Origin of the sequence: Halomonas nitroreducens (assembly GCF_003966155.1) — a bacterium.
GTDB lineage: Bacteria > Pseudomonadota > Gammaproteobacteria > Pseudomonadales > Halomonadaceae > Halomonas > Halomonas nitroreducens.
In genome coordinates this window covers 105,502-127,070 of sequence record NZ_RXNS01000003.1, presented here as the reverse complement: position 1 = coordinate 127,070, position 21,569 = coordinate 105,502, and the positions used below count along the sequence as shown (strand labels likewise).

Genomic DNA, 21,569 nt, shown 5'->3' with positions numbered 1-21,569 from the left:
TCGCTCAGAAGGGAATATGCACCGTGGCGGTGAGCAGGTTGAGGTGCGAGAGCATCGGATCATCGAAGCTCTCGTACTCCAGCTGGCTGACCACCCGGCTCATGCGCAGCCGGGCGCCGAAGCCGTTGACCCGCGCCGTGCCTCCGTCGGCAGTGGCGGCGTCGACGCCCGTCACGGCCTCGCCCTGCCAGCCCGCCAGCCCCGACTTGGCATACAGGCCGAGCCGGCCCAGGCGGACGCCGGCCATCAGGCTGCCGCCCAGGCTGGTAGTGTCGAGGATCTGTTGTTGGCCATCCGCCGAGACGGGGACGTCGTCGCTCTCGCGATAGCTGACCTCGGCGCCGAGATCGAGCCGGGGCAGCCCGGGGGGAGAGAAGCCGGCGGTCAGGCGAAAGCCCGAGGTGACTCCGTCGGGTGAGACGACGTCGTCGCCCTGCAGGCTCAGGCCGTTGTCGAGTCGGGCGAGGTCGGTGGCCTGACCGGAAAAGGCCGGGAGTTCGGTGCCGGCCAGGCCTGGCATGGCGATGACCATTGCCATGGCAGCCACCAGGGGGCGCCATACCGCTTGGTTATTCATGGGTACCCTGACCTTGGACCGGCCCCCCACGGGAGACCCGTCCGCTTTTCATCCCTTTTGAGGCTAGCAGGCGACACTGCCGGCTGCCAGGTCGTGGTCAGCTCTCGGCGAAGTGGCGATAGAGGGCGGCGAGCTGCGGGGTGGCCAGGCCATGGCGGCGTCCGGCGGTCAGCAGCGGACCGAGGATCGCCTCGTGCTCGGTGGGCCGGCCGAGCAGCACGTCCTGCAGCATCGAGGCGCGGTTGTTGGCGGTGCCCGACACCACCGACCACACCAGGCCCGGCAATCCCTCCGCGGGCAGTGGCAGGTCCTCGGCGGCCATCACGGCGGCGAGCTCGTCGAGCACGGCGTCCACCATGGGCCGGAAGGGACGGTCGCGCAGCTGGCCGTTGCGGATGCGAAAACGTGCCACCACGGGGTTGATGGCCGCATTCACTGCCAGCTTGTGCCAGAGGCGCACGCGGATGTCGGACACGGCGGCGGCCGGCAGGCCGGCCGCGGCGAGCCGGGTCGCGACCTCGCTGGCGAGCGCGCCGTGGCCGCCGTGGAGATGCCCGACCAGGGTGCGGCCCCGGCCGGCATGCACCACGCCCTCGTCACCCTGCAGGAAGGCACCCTCGGTGGTGGTGGCACACAGCACCGGCCCCGTCCAGCGTTCGGTCAGGGTTGCCTGGACACCATAGCCGTTCTGCCAGAGCACCAGGGGCGTGTCCGGCCGCAGCCAGGGGGCGACGGCGGCGCAGGCCGCCTCGGCGGCGTAGGCCTTGGTGGTAAGGTGGACGATGGCGACGTCGGTGCCCACCGCATGGTCGAGGGCGTCGAGGGTCAGGCAGGGGATCTCGCGGGTGCATGTCTCGCCCGTCGGCGTGGTCAGCGTCTGGCGGGCCGGGAGCGGCCGGCGACCGAGCAGCATCACCCCTTCGCGGGCGGCCAGGTGCAGCGCCACCAGGCGTCCCAGGGCCCCGGGGCCGACGATCAGCTGGCGGCTCACGGGCGCTTGCCCCGCTGACGGCCGGCGCCACCGCGTCGCTTGCCGGCCTGGCCCTGGCGCCGGCCGGCCGGCTTGCGCTGCGCCTTGCCGCGCCGGGGAACGCGGGCATCCACGCCCCGGGCCTCGGCCAGGGCACGCTGCATGCGATCGGCATCGGCGCGTCCCAGCAGCTCGCGCAGGTCCGCGACCAGGCCATCCAGAAAAGGTGTGGGCGCAGCGCCGTCCTCGGCGATGGCCGACAGGCGCTGCTCCCATTGGGCGGTGCGCTCGGGACGCCCCACCGCCTCGGGCAGCGAGGCGATCAGGGCGCTGCCCAGGCGGGTGGCCTTGAGCGCCTTGCCCTCCCGGGCCAGGTAGCCGCGCTCCAGCAGCGTCTCGATGATGCCGGCTCGGGTGGCCTCGGTGCCCAGGCCGTCCGAGTCGCGCAGGGTCCGCCGGATTGCCGGGTCATCCACGTAGCGGGCGATGTTCATCATCGCCTTGATCAGGCTGGCGTCGGTGAAGGGCTCGGGGGGACGCGTCTCGCGATCCTCCACACCGACGTCCTCGACGCGGCAGCTCTCGCCCTCGTCCAGGGGCGGCAGGGGCGGGACCTCCTCCCGGGTGGTGAACAGCGGCTTCCAGCCGGCCTCCAGTACCTCCTGGCCCCGAGCGCGGAAGCATTCCCCGAGGATGGTGAACTCGGCCTTGACCTCGCGGGTCGACAGGGCGGGATAGAACTGGGCGAGGACATTGCGGGCGATCAGGCGAAAGACGTCCGCCTCCTGGCCGGACAGCCGGTCCGGATCGGCGGTCTTGCCAGTGGGCGCCAGGGCGTGGTGGGCGCCGACATGCTTGTCGTTCCAGGCCCTGGAGCGGCGGGAGAAATCCGCGCCGGCCAGCCAGCGGCTCAGGGTCTGGTCGCCGCCGCAGGCGCCTTCCAGGGTGGCCCGGGCGCCCGCCCAGTGCTCTTCCGGCAGGTAGCGGCAGTCCGAGCGGGGATAGGTGATCAGCTGGTGGCGCTCGTAGAGGCGCTGGCAGATGTCCAGGACCGCCTTGGCGGAGAGCCCGTGCCGGCGGGCGGCATCCACCTGCAGCGCCGAGAGGGAGTAGGGCAGCGGGGCGGCCTGGCGCTTGTCGCGGCGCTCCAGCTGGGTCAACCGTCCCTCGGCCCCGGGCAGTCGCGCGGCCAGGGCGTCGGCGGGGGCCCGCGCGAGCAGCCGGCCCTGGTCGTCCAGGGGATGGGCCTCCCCCGGCACCCACCAGGCCCGCAGGCCGCCCCGGGCCACCGCCAGGTCGGCCCACAGCACATGGAAGGGGCGAGGCGCGAAGTCGCGGATCTCGGCATCACGGCGGACCACCAGGCCGAGCACCGGCGTCTGGACCCGGCCCACCGAGAGCACGCCGTCGTGACCGGCCTGGCGGCCGATCAGCGTCCAGGCCCGGGTCAGGTTGATGCCGTAGAGCCAGTCCGCGCGGGCCCGCGCCTGGGCGGCCCGGAAGAGCGGCGCGTAGCGGGCGTTGTCCTCCAGGCGGGACAGGGCACGCTTGACCGCGGGGGCGTTGAGGTCGCTGATCAGCAGCCGGGCGACGGGTCCCGTCCAGCCCAGGTGCTCGATGACTTCCTGCACCAGCAGCTGGCCTTCCCGGTCGGGGTCGCCGGCGTGCACCACCTCGCCGGCCTGTTTCAGCAGCCTGCGGATCACCGCCAGCTGACTGCGGGCCTTGGGGCGAGGGGTGAGCTTCCAGCGCCCGGGCAGGATCGGCAGCCGGTCGAGTCGCCAGGGCTTGTAGGCCGGGTCGTAGGCATCGGGCGGGGCCTGTTCCAGCAGGTGCCCCAGGCACCAGGTGACCACGGTCTCGCCGGCCACCAGGGCGCCGTCCTCGCGGCGGCTGGGCGCGGGCAGGGCGTCGGCGATGGCCCGGGCCAGGCTGGGTTTCTCGGCGATGATCAGGCGCATGGGACCTCGTGCGGCCGTTGGAGTCATGAGGATTCTTACAGTATTCCACGGCGCTCGCCAGGTGTAACATGGCTCTATTGATGTACAAGTCCTGTAACGTTTATCGGCGGAGACGACGTCATGCGTGAACGCGGCCGGACACGGCGCCTGCTGGGGCTCGGCACCCGCACCGGCGGGGCGGTGCTGAAGATGCGCCTGGGCGGGCAGAGCGACTGGCGGGCCCTGGGCGAGGCGCTGTTCGAGGGCCTCTCCGAGCTCAAGGGGCCGGCCATGAAGCTGGCCCAGATCATGGCCCAGTGGGACGACCTGCTGCCCCCTGAACTGGTCGAGGAGCTCGCGCGCCTGCAGCGCCAGGCCGAGCCAATGCCCTGGACGGAGATCCGTCGCACCCTGGATGCCCAGTACGACGACCTGGACGGGGTCTTCGCCAGCGTCGAGCCCCGGCCCTTTGCCAGCGCCTCCATGGGCCAGGTGCACCGGGCCGTCACCCGGGAGGGCGACACCGTGGTGCTCAAGGTGCAGTATCCCGGGCTCGACCAGGTGCTGGAGGACGACCTCGTCCAGCTGCGCCGTCTGATGCGGCTGGGTCGCTGGCTGCGGGTTCCCCAGGCACGCCTCGATGCGCTGTTCGAGGAGCTGGCGGCCAGCCTGCGTGGCGAGCTCGACTACCGCGCCGAGGCCAAGGCCCTGGTGCGCTACCGGGCGCGCTATGCCCACCTCGCGTCGCTGGTGATTCCCGAGCCCTTGCCGGCGTTGTGCGGGCCGCGGGTACTGGCCATGCGCTACGTGCCGGGCACGCCGCTTCGCGAGCTGGAGACCAGCGACGACGCCACCCGCCAGCGCATCGCCACGACCCTGGCCGACTGGCTCACCGAGGAACTCTTCACCTTCGGGGAACTGCATGCCGATCCCCATGCCGGCAACTTCGCCGCCGACGACCAGGGGCGGCTGGTGATCTACGATCTGGGGGCGGTGATCCCGGTCCCCCCCGAGCGTCTCGCGGCCATGCTGCGGCTGCTCGAGGCGACCCTGGCGGCCGATCCCATGGCCATGGACTCGGCCATGCGGGCCCTGGGTGGCCGCCAGGGGGAGGGAGCCCCCCTGGCGCTCTACCAGGAGGCGGCGGCCGCCGTGGCACCGCTGTTCGCCCCCGGTCCTCGGGACTTCGGCGACGTGCGCGTGCACCGTCGCCTGCGTGAGCTCAGCCCCCGGGTCTGGGCGGCCATGGACCGGCTGCAGCCGCCGGCGGAGACCCTGCTGCTGTCGCGGACCCTCAACGGCCACTACTGGAACCTGGTGCGCCTCGGCGCCCGCCTCGACATGGCCGCGCGGGCGAGGCCCCTGATGGCGCGGGCCCTGGCCTGAAAGCGGCTGCCCACATGCCCGGCGGCTGGTAGACTGTACGGTTTTCCGGTAGTGGAGACGGCAATGCTGGCGGTATGGGTGGAACAGCTGCTGGGGTTCGCCTCGGGAGCCCTCACGGCCATTCGTGAAGATGAACGCTATCCAACGCTGATGGCCTGGGCGCGCAGCGAAGGTCCCGCCCTGGTCGGCGGCGACCTGGCGCTGGCCCAGGCGCTGGCCCCGGAACTCTGGTCGCAGACGCCCCTGGCGCGTCTCGGCTTCGCCTGCGAGGCGCTGGCCCGGCCGGGACGCAACGAACCCTGCTGGTGCGACTCCGGGCGCAAGACCAAGCAGTGCTGCGGCGCCGTGACGCTGCCCGGCCATGTCCCCTCGCACCTGATGTGGATGCTGTCGCTGCGCGACTGGAAGGGCGACACGCTCAAGGCGGCATTGGCCAGTGGCCGGGCGCCGGCCCAGGCGCTGCTCGAGGCGGGCCTGATCGCTGCCGAGTCGGGGCAGCGCGGCCGGGCCCAGCAGATCCTCGAGTCGTTGTTCGAGAACGCCGACTGGTCACGGCTGCCGGAGCAGGCCGAGCCGGCCTTCGAGATCCTCGTCGATCTGTACCAGGAGCGCGGCTTCCATCGCAAGCGCGAGGCGCTCCTCGACGAGGTGCTCGACCGGGGCCCGTTGTTCCTGCGCGGCGTGGCCCTCGAGCGCCTCTGCCTGCTGCACCTCGACAACGACGACCTCGACAGTGCCCGGGCAGCCTTCGTGCGCGCCCAGCAGGCGCTGCCCGACTCGCCCACCCTGGCCTACATCGAGGCCATGCTGCTGCTCCACGAGGGCCACGAGGCGGAGGCGGCCGAGCGCTCGCGGTTCTGGTTCCGGCGGCTGTCCCGGCAGGGCGACCTGGAACCCGAGCAGCTACAGTTCCTCGCCGACCTGGCGGAGAACCCCGGGGCCACCCTCGCCGAACAGCTGCTCAACGCCGAGGAGGACCTGGCGGAGCCACTGGTCTCCCTGCAGGCGCTGCTCGAGGCGCTGCCCACCGCCCCGCCGCTCGACCTGCGGGCCGAGGACGGGGCCCTGGCCTATCACCGCAGCGCCCGGGAGGACACCCTCTTCGCGGCCTTCCAGGCAGTCTTCCAGGCCCAGGTCGAGGGCGAGGCGCCCATGGGCTTCGACAGCGATCCCTGGGCCCAGGCCGGGGAGTGGCTGCCGGCCCTGTGTGCCCACCCGGAATGGCTGGACGCCCCCGCCGTGGTGCAGTCCCTGGCCCTGGCGCTGACCAGCCGCTTCGGCAGCCTGCCGTGGATGGCGCCGAGCCTCTTCGAGCCCCTGGCCGACCGCCTCGAACGCTGGCTGGACCAGGCCCGCCACACCGGCGAGGCGACCCTGGGCTGGGAGGTGGCGGACAACGCCGTGCTGCTGCGCACGGGCCTGGCCCTGGTGGTGGGCATGGAGCGCGGCGCCCGCCAGCATTCGCGAGAGCTCGCCGAGACCCTGTTGACCCTCGACGACGAGGACAGCCTGGGGCTGCGCGAGCTGGTGCTCGACCAGCTGCTGCGCGAGGGGCGCGACCGCGAGGCCCTGGCCCTGAGCGAGCGTGCCGTGGCGGCGCCGGAAGAACAGGAGGCCCTGCTGGGCATGCTGATGGGACGGGTGCTGGCACTGTTCCGTCTCGGCCGGCGCGACGAGGCCGCCGAGGCCCTGGCCCAGGCCCGTCGCCACAACCCCCATGCCCTGGCCATGCTGTGTGCCGACAATCCGCGGCCGGCGAGTCCCGGCAACCAGGGGACCGCCTCGCCCGGCTCCCGGGCCGAGGCCTGGCAGTACCGTACCCTGATGCGCGACCAGTGGCGCGCCACCCCGGGCGCCCTGGGATGGCTCGGCGAGCAGCTGGAGTGAGCCCCGTGGCTCTCAGGCGGCCTCGGCGGCCGGTACCAGCGAACGATCGCGGCTGATCCAGATCGCCAGGGCGATGGCCGGCAGCCCCAGCGCCGAGGCCAGCAGGAAGAAGCCGGCATAGCCCTGGCCGGCCACCATCAGGCCGCCGAAGCCGCTGAGGAACTTGCCCGGCAGGGTCATCAGCGACGAGAACAGTGCGTACTGGGTGGCGGTGTAGGCCCGCGAGGTCAGGCTCGACAGGAAGGCGATAAATACCGCGCTGGCCAGGCCGTTGGAGAGGTTGTCGCCGACGATGGTGGTCACCAGCATCGCCAGGTTGTCCCCGGTCATCGACAGGGCGACGAACAGCAGGTTGGTCAGGGCGGTGGCCGCCGCCCCCAGGACCAGGATCGGCCCGATGCCGTAGCGCGCCACCAGCAGCCCGCCGAGCATCCCCCCGCCGATGCTCATGGCGATGCCGAAAACGTTGGTCACATTGGCGATGGTCGCCAGGCTGAAGCCCAGGTCGATGTAGAGGGGGTTGGCCATGGAGGCCATGGCCAGGTCGCTGATCCGGAAGACCGCCACGAAGACCAGCAGCCACAGCGCCTTGCGCCGGTGGCGGGTGAAGAAGTCGGTGAACGGGCAGACCACCGCGCCGATGACCCAGGCGCCGAGGCGCCGCTGCCAGGTGGCGCGACCGCGGCTGGCGCGCAGGAAGGCGCGGACCCGGGGCTCGTGGATCAGCTGGGTGGTGAGGGCGAGGCGGGCCGGTTCCGGGCGCACCAGCACCGTGACGACCCCCACGCCCACCAGGGCGGCCATGCTCAGGTAGGCGGCCTGCCAGGAGACCAGCGAGGCGAGGTAGAGCGCACCGGCGCCGGCGGCGATCAACCCGCCGCGATAGCCGATGATGTAGGTAGAGGCCATGGCCGCCTGCATGTCGTCGGGGGCCGACTCGATGCGGAAGGCGTCGATGGCGATGTCCTGGGTGGCCGAACCGAAGGCCACCAGCAGGGCGCAGGCGGCAACCAGCGGCAGCTGGCTCATCGGGTCGAGGCCTGCCAAGTAGGCCAGGTCGGCGGCGACCGGTGGTAGGGGGCTCATCGGGTCTAGGCTGGCGAGCCCCACCAGGCCGGCGGCGATCGTCAGCTGGGCCAGCAGCATCCAGCCGCGTCGCTGGCCGAAGGCGCGGGTCAGTCCGGGCAGCGCCAGGCGGTCGACCACCGGCGCCCAGAAGAACTTGATCGAGTAGAGGATGCCGATCCAGGCGAAGAAGCCGATGGCCGCCACCTCCACGCCGTCGCTGCGCAGCCAGGCCGAGAGGGTGGAGAATACCAGCAGGAAGGGCAGACCCGCCGAGAAGCCCAGGAACAGCATGGTCAGGACCGGCGCCCGCAGGTAGATCGACAGGGCGTCACGCCAACTGCGCTGCACGGAAGGGGTCGGCATGGCGTAAGCTCTCCTTGCGGCACGCGCCTCGGCCGGGGCCACGGGCCGAGGCCATCGGTGGTAAGATTGCCCCCGCGGTCGGGCGACTCGCGACACGGGCGGCACGCGTGCCGATTGTTGCAGAGCCCCGGCAGTGATACCAGCCAGAACCTCGAGCAGGAACGCCATGAGTGACGACGATATCCGCCTGGACAATTCCGACGATGCCGTGCCTCGCTGGTACGTGATCCAGTGCAAGGGCGGCGAGTCCTTCCGCGCCGCCGAGCAGTTGGGCAATCAGGACTACGAGGTCTTTCACCCGGTGCTGCAGGTCCAGAAGAAGCGGCGCGGCAAGCTCGAGTGGGTCAGCGAGCCGCTGTTCCCCTACTACCTGTTCATCCGCCTCGACCGCCTGGTCAGCAACTGGCGGCCGATCCGCTCGACCCGGGGCGTGCTCAAGCTCGTCACCTTCGGCGTCGATCTGCCGGTGCCGGTGAGCGACGCCCTGGTGGAGACGCTGCGCCAGCATGGCAGCCCGGACACCGAGGACGCGGTCAACGTCTACTTCCGTGCCGGCGAGACGGTGGAGATCACCGAGGGGCCCTTCAAGGACCTCCAGGCGGTCTTCTCCAGCCACAAGGGCGAGGAGCGCGCCATCGTGCTGCTCAACATGCTGCACAAGCAGCAGCGCCTCGAGATGCCCGTCGCCCAGCTGCGCCGGCGCGACTGACTGCTTTCCCCGTTTTTGGAGATTCCCATGACTATCGCCCCGCAGCGGGTCGTGAGCCTGCACTACGTGCTCAGTGATCAGGACGGCAACGTCCTCGACGACTCGCGTGCTCGCCAGACGCCGCTCGAGTACCTGCATGGCCACGGCAATATCATGGCCGGGCTGGAGTGCGCCCTCGAGGGCCAGGCCAGCGGCGCCGAGCTCAGCGTCACCCTGATGCCGGCGGAGGCCTATGGCCTGCGCGACGAGGCCCTGGTGCGCGAGGTCGGCCGCAGCGCCTTCCCGGTGCCCGACCTGGCCCCGGGCATGCGCTTCCAGACCCCCGGCGACGCTGGCCCGGAGATCGTCACCGTGGTCGAGGTGCGCGAGGACAGCGTGCTGATCGACACCAACCACCCGCTCGCCGGCCACACCCTGCGCTATCGCCTCGAGGTGCTCGAGGTCCGCGAGGCCACCCGCGCGGAGCTGGCCAAGGGCCATCCGCTGCCGCCCGGCACTGCCGCCAGCGAGGTGGAAGACAAGAAGCTGCCCTGAGACGCGGCGTCGTCGTCGGGCGACAACGGGGCCAGCAATTTGCAGCCTCTGGGGAAACGGCTGCAGGGGCGGGGGCGTCGAGGCGAAGGCGCGATAGGCTAGGGGCATCGTTCAGCCACACAGGGATGCCCGACGATGAGCGAGACCACCACCACCTGCCCGCGCCGTCGCAAGCTGCTGGCGGCCCTCGGCCTGGTCGGGGTCGCCGCCTATGCCGCCCCGACGCTCTCCAGCCAGGGCCAGGCCCAGGCCGGTGACTGGGACGACGGCCGCTGGCGGATCGTCTACGAGACCCACCCGGATGCCCGGGACCGGCGCTATGTGGACGATTACCGCGAGCATCGCCGCCGTCGCCACCACCAGCATCACCATCACGGCCAGCGGCACTCGAAGCACAGTCGCCACAGCCATAGCCGGCACAGCCACAGCCATCCCAGCCGCTGGTAATGGGACGGCGCATCGAGGTCCTGCAGCCCTCGGGGCTCGGGGTGACCCTGCGACTGGAGAATGCCCCGCGACTCGCCGAAGCGCTGCGCACGGCCATGCCTGGTTGGCCACTGGCCCGCTGGCCGGCGCCGGCGGCGCTGTCCCGGCAACTGGCGGCATGGCGGGAAGCCGACTGCTACTACCAGGCCGTGCCGGGGCGGTCCCGGCCCCGACGGCTGCCCGGTCCGGCCACGGCGGCCTGCAGCCTGGTCGCCGACCTCATCCCCCTGTTCCTCGTGGCCCGGCCCCGGATGGTTGGCCTGCACTGTGCCGCCGTGGAAGTCGGGGGGCGGCTGGTGCTGTTCCCCGCCACCCATCGGGCGGGCAAGAGCCTGCTCAGTGCGGCCTTCGCCTCCGCCGGCTACCGGGTCTTCGGCGACGACGTGCTGATGCTGACCGACGACGGCCGGGGCCGGGCGCTGGGCATCGCGCCGCGGCTGCGGCTACCACTGCCGCCCGGCCTGCCGCCGGGGCTGGCGCGCTTCATCGCCGACCATGATGGTGTCTCGGATGCCCGCTACCGCTACCTGGCCCTGGACGGCGACCACCTCGCCGGCCATGGCGAGACGCGCCCCATCGGCGCCATCGTCATGCTGGATCGGCTGCCCGGCACGCCGGGGGCGAGCCTGACCCGGCTCCCCCCCGGTGACGGCCTGCTGCACCTGCTGGGGCAGAGCCTCGCCGGGGAGGACCATGAGCCCGCGGGCCTGCTCGAGCGGCTGATGCCGATGATGCACGACCTGCCCTGCGGCTTGCTGCGCTACGACGATCCCATGGCGGCCGTGGAGGCGGTGGCGGCGGGGCTGGACCAGGCGATCGTGGATGCCCCCAGCCCCGCGCCGAGTGCCCCGATGGGAGACGCTTGGTCGGCCGCCGGCCCGGACGCGGCCTGGCGTCGCTTGCCGGTGCAGGCGGAGTATGCGTTGGGCGAGGAACACTTCCTGGTCGACACCCATGGCGGGGTTCACCGGCTCAGCGCCGTGGCCGGCGGCATCTGGCGCCTGCTGGGGCTCGAGCCGCTGGCGAGCGCCGAGGTGGCGACGCTGCTGGCCGAGCGCTTCCCTGACATCGGGCGCGCTCGCCTCGGCCGCGATGTGGCGTGCCTCTTCGCCACCCTGGCGGCGACGGGGCTGATTGCCCCCGACGCTCCCTAGCGGGCTCCTGGCCTCCGGGACGCCCGAATCTGACCTGTGTCAAGTCACGCCGGCCTCCAGGTGCGAGGCCGGCGGCAAACTTGATTCAGGTCAGCTCCCGTTCCCCCCTGCCACGCTAGAGTGCACTCAACACATCGAGACGGGGGGACCACACCATGTACTGGGATGACGCCGTAATCTTCGGACTGGCCACCGTCGGCATGATGATCGCTTTCATGGGGGGCTGGATCGCGTTCATCGTTCGCGACCACCATCGCAAGGGCAAGCACAAGCACTGAGCCAGCCGCTCCACCAGTCGTCAGGGGAGGGGGGAATATCCCCCCACTAGGCCGATCCACTTGGATCGGCTTTTTTTTGGTTGGCGCCGCCCTGCTCGGCGTCCCCGGTCTTGCCCAGGCCCCGTTGCTTGGCCGGGACGAGCGTCAGCGCTGGGCGGTGGCCCGCTCCACGGCGTCGCCGCCGGTGGGCGTCCAGCGCCGCGACAGGGCGTGCATCACCCGCTCGGGATACCAGGTCTTGCCCAGGCTGCCATTGTAGCGGGCCAGTGCCCGGGTCAGGTCGCCGTCCTCCACCGCCAGGTAATGGGCGAGGATCGTGCAGCCATAGCGCAGGTTGCGCCAGGGGTCCTTGAGGTCGTCGGCGGGCAGGCCCAACTCGCGGATCCAGAACGGCATGATCTGCATCAGGCCGGTGGCCCCGGCCGAGGACACGGCGTCGGCGCGGAAGGCGCTCTCCACCTGGATGACCGCCAGCACCAGCTCCGGGGCCAGTCCCGCGAGACGCGCCTCCTGGTGGATGCGGGCCAGCAGGGCCTGGCGGTAATCGCCGTCGGCCACATAGCGCGCCAGGCGTGGCGTCATGTCCCGGACCCATTGGCGGGTCGCCCAGATCTCGGCGGGGGAGCGCGGCGTCTGGCGCACATCGGCCAGGGTGGTGCGCAGCGAGGCCGGCATCTCGGGCAGGGCCCGGACACTGGCGGGCACCTCGCGCGGCGGCGTGGCGGAGAGCGCCGCGAGAAAGCCCGCCTCGTCCTGGCCCAGGGCGGGCGGGCTCGCGAGCCAGGCCGTCACCAGCAGGGCGGCGGCCAGTCGACGTCCCTCAGGCGTCGATCTTCTCACGCAGGAAGTCGAGGATTTCCTCGGCGGGTACCATGGTGGCGTCGGTATCACGGCGTCCCTTGTACTCCAGTTCACCCTTGTCCAGTCCCCGGTCGCCCACCACCAGGCGATGGGGAATGCCCATCAGTTCCTGGTCGGCGAAGCGCACGCCCGGGCGCAGGTCGCGATCGTCGAGCAGCACATCGAAGCCGGCGGCACGCAGTGCCCCATAGAGGCGCTCGCTCTCCTCGCGGACCCGCTGCGACTTGTGGGCATTCATCGGCACCACCGTCACATGGAAGGGGGCGATGGCGTCCGGCCAGATGATGCCACTGTCGTCGTTGTTCTGTTCGATGGCGGCGGCCACGACCCGGGTCACACCGATACCATAGCAGCCCATCCAGGGATGCGCGGCCTTGCCGTTGGCGTCGAGGACAGTGGCGTTCATCACCTCGGAGTACTTCTGGCCGAGCTGGAAGACATGGCCGACCTCGATGCCGCGCTTGATCGCCAGGGTGCCCTTGCCGTCCGGCGAGGGGTCGCCCTCGACCACGTTGCGCAGGTCGGCGACCTTCGGCAGGGCCACGTCACGCTCCCAGTTGATGCCGAAGTAGTGCTTGCCGTCGACGTTGGCGCCGGCGCCGAAGTCGCTCATCATCGCCACGCTGCGGTCGATGACCACCGGCATGTCCAGGTTCACCGGGCCCAGCGAGCCGGGGCCGGCGCCCACCACCGCGCGGATCTCCCCCTCGGTGGCCATGGTCAGCGGGCTGGCGACCTCGGGCAGGTTCTCGGCCTTGACCTCGTTGAGCTCGTGGTCACCGCGCACCAGCAGGGCGATCAGCCCGCCCTCGGCCGCCTGGACCATCAGCGTCTTGATGGTCTTCTCGATGGGCAGGCCATGCTGCTCCACCAGGGCGGCGATGGTGCGGGCATCCGGGGTGTCGACCAGGCGCAGCTCCTCGCTCGGGGCCGCGCGCTCGCCCTGGGGCGCCAGCGCCTCGGCCTTCTCCATGTTGGCGGCATAGTCGGACTCGGTGGAGAAGACGATGTCGTCCTCGCCGGACTCGGCCAGCACGTGGAACTCGTGGGAACCGGTCCCGCCGATGGCGCCGTTGTCGGCGATCACCGGACGGAAGTCGAGGCCCAGGCGGGTGAAGATGCGCACGTAGGCGTCGTACATTGCCTGGTAGGTCTCCATCAGCGAGGCCTCATCGATATGGAAGGAGTAGGCGTCCTTCATGAGGAACTCGCGGGACCGCATCACCCCGAAGCGCGGGCGGATCTCGTCGCGGAACTTGGTCTGGATCTGGTAGAAGTTCGACGGCAGCTGCTTGTAGCTGGAGATCTCCTTGCGTACCAGGTCGGTGATGACCTCCTCGTGAGTCGGGCCGACGCAGTAGTCGCGCTCGTGGCGGTCCTTGAGGCGCAGCAACTCGGGGCCATACTGCTCCCAGCGGCCGGATTCCTGCCACAGTTCCGCCGGCTGGACGGCGGGCATCAGCACCTCCTGGGCACCGGCGCGGTCCATCTCCTCGCGGACGATGCGCTCCACCTTGCGCAGTGTCCTGAGGCCCAGCGGCAGCCAGGTGTAGAGCCCCGAGGTCAGGCGGCGGATCATGCCCGCACGCAGCATCAGCTGGTGGCTGACCACCTCGGCATCGGCGGGGGTTTCCTTCAGGGTGGAGATCAACAGTTGCGTGGCGCGCATGGGTCCGGGGTGTCCTCGAGCAAGAGTCTTGGGAAACGGGTCGGGTCGCCGGGGGCTTGTCGAGTGTGACCGATCGACGCGAGACATCGGGGGAGTCGCAGAAGATCGCTGGTACGTCCGACAGGCGCCTGGTGGCGGGATATGTCCGGCATTGTACGGCAAGCGCCAGTGGCGGCAAAACGCCGGGGCCGGCTCAGCCCAGTGCCACGGCGGCGATGCCCGGTGCCAGGCGGTCGGCCTGGTGCGACCAGTCGGCATGGTTGTTGACCTGGCCATGGGCCCGCAGGGCGTTGATCCGCGAGAGGTCCAGGCGGGCCAGCTGCCAGCCCGGGGTGGCATCCCCGGCGATGGTCAGCACCCCGTCCGGCGGGAAGCCATGGTCGCAGGGCGTGTAGATGCCAGCCCGGCCGATGTTGATGTCCACCGCCGGCGACCACCGCGCCTCGCCCACCGTGGGAGAGTGCACCACCGCTACCTGCTGCTCGATGGCCCGGGCCTGGGCACTCAGCCGCACGCGCTGGTAGCCGGCCTGGGTATCCGTGCAGCTGGGTACCAGCAGCAGCTCGGCCCCGGCCTCGACCAGCGCCCGGGCCAGCAGCGGGAACTCGCTGTCGTAGCAGACCAGCACGCCCAGCCGGCCCACCGGGGTGTCGAAGACCTTCAGCCCGTGGCCGGCGACCACGCCCCAGTCGTCGTTCTCGAAGCGGGTCATCACCTGCTTGTCCTGGTGGCCTGCGCGACCCTCGGGGCCGAACAGCCAGGCCCGGTTGACGAAGCGACCGTCGCCCCGGCGCCAGGGCAGCGAAGGGGCCAGCAGGGTCACCCCATGCTCGACGGCCAGCGAGCGCCAGGTCGCGACGAAGGCCTCGCGCAGCGGCTGCAGGCCGTGCAGCTGGGTCGCCAGGTCGCCGCGCTCGCCCTCGGGCAGCAGCGACGCCAGCTCCATGGCTCCGTACTCGGGAAAGACCAGCAGCTCGGCGCCGCGGCTCGCGGCGTCCTGGACCCAGCGCGACGCCTTGGCGCGGAAGCCGTCGAGATCGTCGAAGGCCTCGATGGGATACTGGGCGGTGGCCACCGTCACCGGGCGTTCGCGGGCCGGACTCATGCGTCCAGCGCCTTGAGCCAGAAGACCATCGGCTTGGCAGTCTCCTCGGCCTCGTCCAGGTCCTTCCAGGCGAAGGTGGTGGACAGCGAGGGCGTGCGGCGATAGCCCCGGGCGTTCCAGAAACCGTGCAGCGGCCGATAGTCGGCCGGCCGGCGGGGATGGTCGTCGGGGCGCTCGACGGCGCAGAAGGCCGCGACCCCGAATCCCTCCGCCGCGGCGTGGGTCTCGCGGGTTTCCATGAAGGCCTTGCCGATGCCCTGGCCGCGGTACTTGGGCAGCAGCACCGACTCGCCGTAGTAGAAGACGCTCGCCGGGCGATAGCCGGCGGCTGCGAAGGGGGCGCGGAACTCGTCCACCTCGTCGACCAGCGGCTGGCCGGTGGCGGCGCCCACCAGGGTATCGCCGTCGAAGGCCAGCACGAAGAGGCTGCGCGGGTTGCGGGCGTAGCGGTCCAGGTACTCGGCCTCGTAGGCCAGGTCGCCGTCGTAGAGGTAGGGGTAGTCGCGGAAGACTTCGATGCGCAGCCGCGCCAGGGCTTCGAGGTACGGGGCGATGGCCCGCCCCTGCAGGGTGGTGAGGGTGATGGCCGTCATGGGCATGTCTCCTGGATCGGGGCGCTCGCCGGGGACCCTAGCAGCTGGCGGGCATGACGCCAATCGCCTCGGCGACGGCCAGCATGCCGAGGGCGACCTCGCCGTCAGGGACGGCGGCCCGCCAGCATGACCGCCAGGCCGGCGACTGTCCGCCCCCCCCCCCTGCCTATCGCAATCCCGCTGAGCCCCCCCCTGCACTGCCACGACGTGATCCACTCCCCCGCGGGGCAGGCGGTTAGCGCTCGCTGTCGCGGTCGTCGAGCGCTGCCAGCGCCTCGGGCCGGTACTGTTCGAGCAGCGCCCAGAGCCGCGCGGCGGTGTCGAGATCCGCTTCGCCGTCATGGTCGGCGGGCCGGTAGCGCATCTGGAAGGCGCGCAGCGCCCCGCGGGTCTCGGCATCGAGGCGGCCGCTGGGTGTGACCGCGTAGCCCCAGGCCGCCAGCGCCCGCTGCAGGGTGGCCAGGGACGGGGGCCGGTCGGCCAGCGCCTGGCGATGGCGGGCGATGCGGGCCACATCCGGCCAGGTGCCGATGCCGGCGGCGAAGAGCCGGCGCCAGGGAAAGGCGGGACCCGGGTCGATCTTGCGGGTGGGGGCGACCTCGGCGTGGGACAGGATATCGGTGGCGGCGATGTCGTGGCGGGCGATCAGGTCACGCAGCAGCGCGATCAGGGCCGCGATCTGGGCGTCGGGGAAGGGCGCCCAGCGGACCGCTTCGCCGGCCTCGAGCGCGGCGAAGGAGCGGTCGGGGCCCGGGTTGACGATCTCGATGCCGATCGAGGTGTCGTTGAGATGACGGCGGCCCGCCCAGGCGCTGTCGCCGGCATGCCAGGCGCGCCGCGACTCCTCCACCAGCCGGTAGACCAGCGGCTGCCCACGGTGGTGGCGTGCCGGCCGGGGCAGCAGGTAATGGGCACTGACCCGCGGGCCGGTCAGGATGGTCAGGGACTCGGCCTCGTCGGCGTCGGTGTAGTGGAGGACCAGGTGGTGCACGCGGCTGGAGTGCGACGGGGCCGGGTGGCGGGTGTCGACGGCATAGCCGGCCTGGGAGGTGATGCCCGCCTGGCGGGCGCAGCCGCTCATCGCCAGGCCCAGCAGCAGCACGACCAGCAGGCGCGCGGGCATGGCGTCAGCCTCCCCAGGGCGCGGAGCGCACCAGCAGGCCGAGGGCCAGGGTGGCCGACACACTGAGCAGGGTGCCCAGCAGCACGTACTCGGTGAGCTTGCGGTCGCGACGCTCGCGCAGATCGCCGAAGCGCAGCACCGACTTGGCGGTGAGCAGGAAGCCCACGGCGGTCAGCTCGTCCAGCAGCACCAGGGTCAGCACCAGGAAACGCTCGAGCATGCCGATTCGTGCCCCGGCCGCGACCAGGGTGCCCGGGTCGGTGACCTCGTCGCTCCAGGGTCGCATGGCCAGGGCGATGGCGATGGCCATCGGCCGGGTCACCAGCAGGTAGGCCCCGGCCAGGGTCAGCGTCTGCGGGCTGGCCAGCCATCCCGCGGCCTCGGCCAGCGGGCGCAGGCTGCCCAGCCAGGCGAGCCACAGTCCGAGCAGCACCGCCAGGTGCAGCAACTGGTCGAGCAGGAACCAGCGCAGGCGGCGCGGGTCCAGGTGGGCCTTGCCCAGGTCGATCAGCGCATGGCTGGTAGCCACCAGCAGGGCCCCGGCCAGGGCGAAGCCCGGCGCACTCCCGGCGAGGCCGAGCACCAGCAGCACCAGCAGGCCATGCAACCCGGCATGCAGGTAGAGGGCCCGCGAGCGGCGCTTGTGGCGCTGTCGGGAGTCGACCCAGCGTCGCGGCTGGAGCAGGAAGTCGCCGCTCAGGTGGGCCAGCAGCAGGCCCAGCAGGGTCGCCAGTTCCGGGGCGGTCATGGGGTCGGGCCCTCCGTGGCCAGGCGGTGTCGGAAGAAGTCCAGGGTCTCGGCCAGCAGCGCCCAGCGCGCGGTGCGCAGGCGCTTGTGCACGCTGGGCTGGCGGATGCCCAGGCGCTCGGCCAGGGCCTGCTGGGATTCATCATGCCACAGGCGCAGCCAGGCGATCTCGGCGGAGCAGCGTGTCCAGCCATCGACCAGCTCGTCGACATAGCGGACCAGCAGGTCAAGGGCCGCGTCCCGGGGGGAGCCGGGGTGGACCAGAGCGAGGTGTGCCGCCCCCTCGGCCAAAGCATCCAGCGCCCGGCCGGAGGCCACGAACACCGGCCCGTCGGCCGAGGCCAGGGGCCGGTCGGCCTGCCAGTCGTCGTCGCCCACGGCCACCGCCACCCGCGCATCCCAGCGCCGCTTGTCGGAGTGCATGATCAGAGCAGCGCGCAGCGCCACGGCGGCATCCAGGGCCGCCGAGGCCGCAGGCAGGGCCAGCTGGAAGCCATCCCCCCGGTAGCGCTCGAAGCGGCCGCCGTAATGGTCGGCCAGGCGCTCCAGGGTGGCATCGAGCACCCCGTAGAGGGCCGGGGTGTCGGCGATCCGTCGGGATGCGACGACGTCGCCGGTCAGCACGGCAATGGGCTGCCTCATGGGCCTCTCCCGGTCGGTGATGTCGCCTGAATCATAGCTTTTTATGGGTATATATCAATAAAATAGCCCAAAAAGGCTATAAAAAACCCATATAGCAAAATAAGGCTATTAAAGTCAGCGCGCGAGCTCGCCCATGGCCGCTTCCAGCCCGGCCGGCGTGAGGGGATACATGCGGTTGTCGATCAACTCGCGGATCAACCGAGTGGACGGGGTGATCTCCCACGCCCTTCGTGGCATGGGGTTGAGCCAGGCCAGGCGGGGGAAGGCCCTCACCAGGCGCGACAGCCAGACCGCCCCGGCCTCCTCGTTGAAGTGCTCGACGCTGCCGCCGGGGTGGGTCACCTCGAAGGGGGACATGGCAGCGTCGCCGACCACCACCACCTGGTAGTCGGCGCCGTAGGTGTTGAGCACGTCCAGGGTGGGAATGCGCTCCCGGCTGCGCCGGGCATTGTCCCGCCATAGCCCCTCGTACGGGCAGTTGTGGAAGTAGTAGGGCTCGAGGTGCTTGAACTCCGCGCGGGCCGCGGAGAACAGCTCCTCGCAGGCGCGCACGTGATCGTCCATGGACCCGCCAACGTCGAGCAGCAGCAGCACCTTGACCGCGTTGTGCCGCTCGGGGCGCATCTGCACGTTGAGCAGGCCACCATCCCGGGCGGTCTCGCGGATGGTGGCGTCGACGTCGAACTCCTCGGCGGCGCCCTGTCGGGCGAAGCGCCTGAGCCGGCGCAGGGCCATCTTGAGGTTGCGGGTGCCGAGCTGGCGGTCGTCGTCGTAGTCGCGGAAGCGTCGCTCGTCCCAGACCTTTGCCGCGCGGCGGTGGCGCGAGCCGTCCTGGCCGATGCGGATGCCCTCGGGGTGGTAGCCGTAGGCGCCGAAGGGGCTGGTACCGCCGGTACCGATCCACTTGTTGCCGCCGGCGTGGCGCTCGGTCTGCTCCTCCAGGCGCCGCTTGAAGGTCTCGATCAGCTGCTCGAGGCCGCCCAGGGAGTCGATCCGCGCCTTCTCCTCCTCGGAGAGGTGCTTCTCGAACTCCCGACGTAGCCAGTCGTCGGGGATCAGCGCCTCGATGGCGGCGTCGAGGCTTTCGATGCCCTCGAACCAGGCGGCGAAGGCCTGGTCGAAGCGGTCGAAATGGCGCTCGTCCTTGACCAGCACGGTGCGGGCGACCCGGTAGAACGCCTCTGGGTCGGCGACTACCACGCCCTGGTCGACCACGGCGTGGAGGTCGAGGAGCTCGCGCAGCGACACCGGTACCTCATGGCGGCGCAGGGTCTCGAACAGGCCGATGAACATCGCTCAGCGCCCCCGCCGGCGCATCATGAAGGCCAGCCGCTCGAGCAGGGCGGTGTCCTGCTCGTTCTTGACCAGGGCCCCGGCCAGCGGCGGAATGGCCCGGGCCGGATCGCGCTGGTGGAGCGTCTCCTGGGCCAGGTCGTCGGCCATCAGCAGCTTCAGCCAGTCCACCAGCTCCGAGGTGGAGGGCTTTTTCTTGAGGCCCGGAGCCTCGCGCAGTTCGAAGAACACCTCGAGGGCCTCGGCGACCAGCCGCGGGGCAATCCCGGGGAAATGCACGTCGACGATGGCCTGCATGGTCTCGCGATCGGGGAACTCGATATAGTGGAAGAAGCAGCGGCGCAGGAAGGCGTCGGGCAGCTCCTTCTCGTTGTTGGAGGTGATCACCACCACCGGGCGCTGGCGAGCGCGGATCGTCTCGTCGGTCTCGTAGACATGGAACTCCATGCGGTCGAGTTCCTGAAGCAGGTCATTGGGGAACTCGATGTCGGCCTTGTCGACCTCGTCGATCAGCAGCACCACCCGCTCGTCGGCGGTGAAGGCCTCCCAGAGCTTGCCCGGTCGGATGTAGTTGGCCACGTCCTCCACGCCCTCGATGCCCAGCTGGGAGTCGCGCAGGCGGCTCACCGCATCGTACTCGTAGAGTCCCTGGGCGGCCTTGGTGGTGGACTTGACGTGCCAGGTGATCAGCCGGGTCTCCAGGGAAGCCGCCAGCTCCTCGGCCAGCCGGGTCTTGCCGGTGCCGGGCTCGCCCTTGACCAGCAGCGGCCGCTGCAGGGTCACGGCGGCATTCACCGCCTGCTTGAGGCCCTCGGTGGCCACATAGGTGGAAGTGCTGTCGAATGCCATGGATCGCCTCGTGAATGTCGTCGAGAAAATTCAAACGAGTGTACGTAAGGGGCGCCGGCGGGACAATCGTCCTCACACCGGGCAGCTGGCTCAAGGCGTGAGCCCGGGGCTCCGTTGGTCGAGGTAGCGTTGCAGCCGCCGGGCGTTCTCGACCGCATGGCCGGCCTCGTCGTTGTTGAAGTAGGCGTAAGCCTCGTGGCCGTCCTCGGCCAGGTCGCGAACCCGTTGCGCCAGGGCGCTGAGGTACTGGGGCGAGTAGCTGCCCCGGTAGTGATCGCCGTGCAAGCGCAGATAGGTCCAGCCGGCGGTGAGCCGCCTGGGATGGTCGGGGAGCATGTCGTGCCAGCAGAGGGCGACGCCATGGGCCTGCAGCACGCGGTAGACAGCGTCGCACAGCCAGGAGGGGTCACGGAATTCTAGGGCCCAGCGATGCTCGGCCGGGGCGGCCTCGAGGAAGGCGTCCAGACGCTCGGCGTTGACCCGCCAGCGGCCCGGCAGCTGCACCAGGATCGGGCCCAGCCTGTCGCCGAGTAGCCCGGCCGCGTCCAGGAAGTGGCCGATGGTGGCCTGGGGATCCTTGAGTTTCTTGATGTGGCTGCCGAAACGGCTGAACTTGACGGCGAAGCGGAAACCGTCGGGGACCGCGTCGCGCCAGGCGCGAAAGGTGGTGGCCTCGGGCAGCCGGTAGAAGGTGTTGTTGATCTCGACGGTCGCGAAGTGTTCAGCGTAGTGGCCGAGCCAGCGCTCACGGGGCAAGGCGTCCGGGTAGAAGACGCCTCGCCAGTGAGCGTACTGGTAGCCCGAGGTGCCGATATGTGCCTGGCCCGTGGGGTTCATCTGGCCTCCTGGCGCCCCGCCCGGGATCTCTCGGGACGCGGGGTGCCGCCTCAGGATGGTCCTCAGGCGCCGGCGTCGCCAGCCGGCGCTGGAGCCGTTCTCGGCAATGCGGGGCGTGAGGATCTGGAACGGCTTGGAATCGGCGAAGCCGCGGCTGAGAACCTCGGTGAGGCGGGTGGCGTCGACGCCGCTGGCCTCGGCCAGGGCCACGGTGTTTTTGGCGCCCGCGCCGCGCCGGTGATAGTCGGCACGGATCGGCTGGCAGCCACCCGCTCGAAGAGAAGAGACGTGCATCCTCGACCATCGCGTCAATTGTCGCAGCGGGGGCATCGCAGGCCAGCGGGTGCCGGATCCAGGGGTGAGAAGCGTGAGACGTAGTGGTCAGGGTGCTGCCGCGGGGTCCGCCACCGGCGATGGCGAAGGGGTACCCACGCGAGCGTGGTCGAGATGCCTTCCACAGGCGCCCGGGCTGGGTGTCGAGGGTCGTATCCAGAGTGC

Annotated in this window: 21 protein-coding genes; 7 read left to right on the top strand and 14 right to left on the bottom strand. The window is 71.0% G+C overall.

The window, feature by feature from the left end:
- Positions 1-4: 4 nt before the first annotated feature.
- The 3 genes from EKG36_RS04310 to EKG36_RS04300 all read right to left on the bottom strand — a co-directional run bounded on the left by EKG36_RS04310 (position 5) and on the right by EKG36_RS04300 (position 3,508).
- Positions 5-577 carry a hypothetical protein gene (locus EKG36_RS04310; protein ID WP_185827480.1) on the bottom strand — a complete coding sequence of 191 codons (573 nt, stop codon included), beginning with the start codon at positions 575-577 and terminating at the stop codon, positions 5-7.
- Between the two features lie 97 nt (positions 578-674).
- Positions 675-1,568, bottom strand: coding sequence for a ketopantoate reductase family protein (locus tag EKG36_RS04305; protein WP_126481385.1), 894 nt, complete (start codon positions 1,566-1,568; stop codon positions 675-677).
- Entirely contained in the window at positions 1,565-3,508 is a 1,944-nt protein-coding gene (locus tag EKG36_RS04300) for a DNA topoisomerase III (protein WP_126481383.1), read from the bottom strand. The genes EKG36_RS04305 and EKG36_RS04300 overlap by 4 nt, the downstream gene beginning before the upstream one ends.
- A 120-nt stretch (positions 3,509-3,628) precedes the next feature.
- On the opposite strand from EKG36_RS04300, the gene EKG36_RS04295 reads away from it, so the two are divergent.
- Positions 3,629-4,873, top strand: coding sequence for an ABC1 kinase family protein (locus tag EKG36_RS04295; RefSeq protein ID WP_126481382.1), 1,245 nt, complete (start codon positions 3,629-3,631; stop codon positions 4,871-4,873).
- A 63-nt stretch (positions 4,874-4,936) separates the two neighbouring features.
- Positions 4,937-6,760, top strand: coding sequence for an SEC-C metal-binding domain-containing protein (locus tag EKG36_RS04290; RefSeq protein ID WP_126481380.1), 1,824 nt, complete (start codon positions 4,937-4,939; stop codon positions 6,758-6,760).
- A 12-nt stretch (positions 6,761-6,772) separates the two neighbouring features.
- Here EKG36_RS04290 and EKG36_RS04285 read toward each other — a convergent pair whose 3' ends face one another.
- Entirely contained in the window at positions 6,773-8,191 is a 1,419-nt protein-coding gene (locus EKG36_RS04285; RefSeq protein WP_126481378.1) for an AmpG family muropeptide MFS transporter, read from the bottom strand.
- A gap of 166 nt (positions 8,192-8,357) precedes the next feature.
- Here EKG36_RS04285 and rfaH point away from each other — a divergent pair, with 166 nt between their 5' ends.
- The 5 genes from rfaH to ccoM all read left to right on the top strand — a co-directional run bounded on the left by rfaH (position 8,358) and on the right by ccoM (position 11,352).
- Entirely contained in the window at positions 8,358-8,900 is a 543-nt protein-coding gene (rfaH, locus tag EKG36_RS04280) for a transcription/translation regulatory transformer protein RfaH (RefSeq protein ID WP_126481376.1), read from the top strand.
- A 27-nt stretch (positions 8,901-8,927) separates the two neighbouring features.
- Positions 8,928-9,434, top strand: a complete 507-nt coding sequence (locus EKG36_RS04275) for an FKBP-type peptidyl-prolyl cis-trans isomerase (RefSeq protein ID WP_126481374.1) — start codon at positions 8,928-8,930, stop codon at positions 9,432-9,434.
- 135 nt (positions 9,435-9,569) lie between these two features.
- Entirely contained in the window at positions 9,570-9,881 is a 312-nt protein-coding gene (locus EKG36_RS04270) for a hypothetical protein (RefSeq protein WP_126481372.1), read from the top strand.
- Positions 9,881-11,074 (top strand): PqqD family protein, encoded by a 1,194-nt coding sequence (locus EKG36_RS04265; protein ID WP_126481370.1) that lies wholly within the window; start codon positions 9,881-9,883, stop codon positions 11,072-11,074. The genes EKG36_RS04270 and EKG36_RS04265 overlap by 1 nt, the downstream gene beginning before the upstream one ends.
- A 155-nt stretch (positions 11,075-11,229) precedes the next feature.
- Complete coding sequence (ccoM, locus tag EKG36_RS20890; protein WP_281274418.1) at positions 11,230-11,352, top strand: cytochrome c oxidase subunit CcoM; 123 nt, start codon at positions 11,230-11,232, stop codon at positions 11,350-11,352.
- A 144-nt stretch (positions 11,353-11,496) separates the two neighbouring features.
- On the opposite strand, the gene EKG36_RS04260 is transcribed toward ccoM, so the two are convergent.
- The 10 genes from EKG36_RS04260 to EKG36_RS04215 all read right to left on the bottom strand — a co-directional run bounded on the left by EKG36_RS04260 (position 11,497) and on the right by EKG36_RS04215 (position 21,365).
- A complete protein-coding gene (locus EKG36_RS04260) occupies positions 11,497-12,192 on the bottom strand; it encodes a lytic transglycosylase domain-containing protein (RefSeq protein ID WP_342774432.1) in 696 nt (231 codons plus the stop codon).
- Positions 12,173-13,882, bottom strand: coding sequence for a proline--tRNA ligase (locus tag EKG36_RS04255; RefSeq protein WP_126481368.1), 1,710 nt, complete (start codon positions 13,880-13,882; stop codon positions 12,173-12,175). Before EKG36_RS04255 ends, EKG36_RS04260 begins: the two co-directional genes overlap by 20 nt.
- Positions 13,883-14,075: 193 nt before the next feature.
- Entirely contained in the window at positions 14,076-14,987 is a 912-nt protein-coding gene (locus tag EKG36_RS04250) for a carbon-nitrogen hydrolase family protein (RefSeq protein ID WP_126481366.1), read from the bottom strand.
- Entirely contained in the window at positions 14,984-15,580 is a 597-nt protein-coding gene (locus EKG36_RS04245; RefSeq protein WP_126481364.1) for a GNAT family N-acetyltransferase, read from the bottom strand. The genes EKG36_RS04250 and EKG36_RS04245 overlap by 4 nt, the downstream gene beginning before the upstream one ends.
- 235 nt (positions 15,581-15,815) lie before the next feature.
- Positions 15,816-16,703, bottom strand: a complete 888-nt coding sequence (locus EKG36_RS04240) for an N-acetylmuramoyl-L-alanine amidase (protein ID WP_185827479.1) — start codon at positions 16,701-16,703, stop codon at positions 15,816-15,818.
- Positions 16,704-16,707: 4 nt separating this feature from the next.
- Positions 16,708-17,451, bottom strand: coding sequence for a DUF3307 domain-containing protein (locus EKG36_RS04235; RefSeq protein ID WP_126481362.1), 744 nt, complete (start codon positions 17,449-17,451; stop codon positions 16,708-16,710).
- Positions 17,448-18,092 (bottom strand): hypothetical protein, encoded by a 645-nt coding sequence (locus EKG36_RS04230; RefSeq protein WP_126481360.1) that lies wholly within the window; start codon positions 18,090-18,092, stop codon positions 17,448-17,450. The genes EKG36_RS04235 and EKG36_RS04230 overlap by 4 nt, the downstream gene beginning before the upstream one ends.
- A 114-nt stretch (positions 18,093-18,206) precedes the next feature.
- Positions 18,207-19,385, bottom strand: coding sequence for a vWA domain-containing protein (locus tag EKG36_RS04225; protein ID WP_126481358.1), 1,179 nt, complete (start codon positions 19,383-19,385; stop codon positions 18,207-18,209).
- Between the two features lie 3 nt (positions 19,386-19,388).
- Positions 19,389-20,234, bottom strand: a complete 846-nt coding sequence (locus EKG36_RS04220) for an AAA family ATPase (RefSeq protein WP_126481356.1) — start codon at positions 20,232-20,234, stop codon at positions 19,389-19,391.
- Positions 20,235-20,324: 90 nt separating this feature from the next.
- Positions 20,325-21,365, bottom strand: coding sequence for a DUF72 domain-containing protein (locus EKG36_RS04215; RefSeq protein WP_221766049.1), 1,041 nt, complete (start codon positions 21,363-21,365; stop codon positions 20,325-20,327).
- Positions 21,366-21,569: the final 204 nt, after the last annotated feature.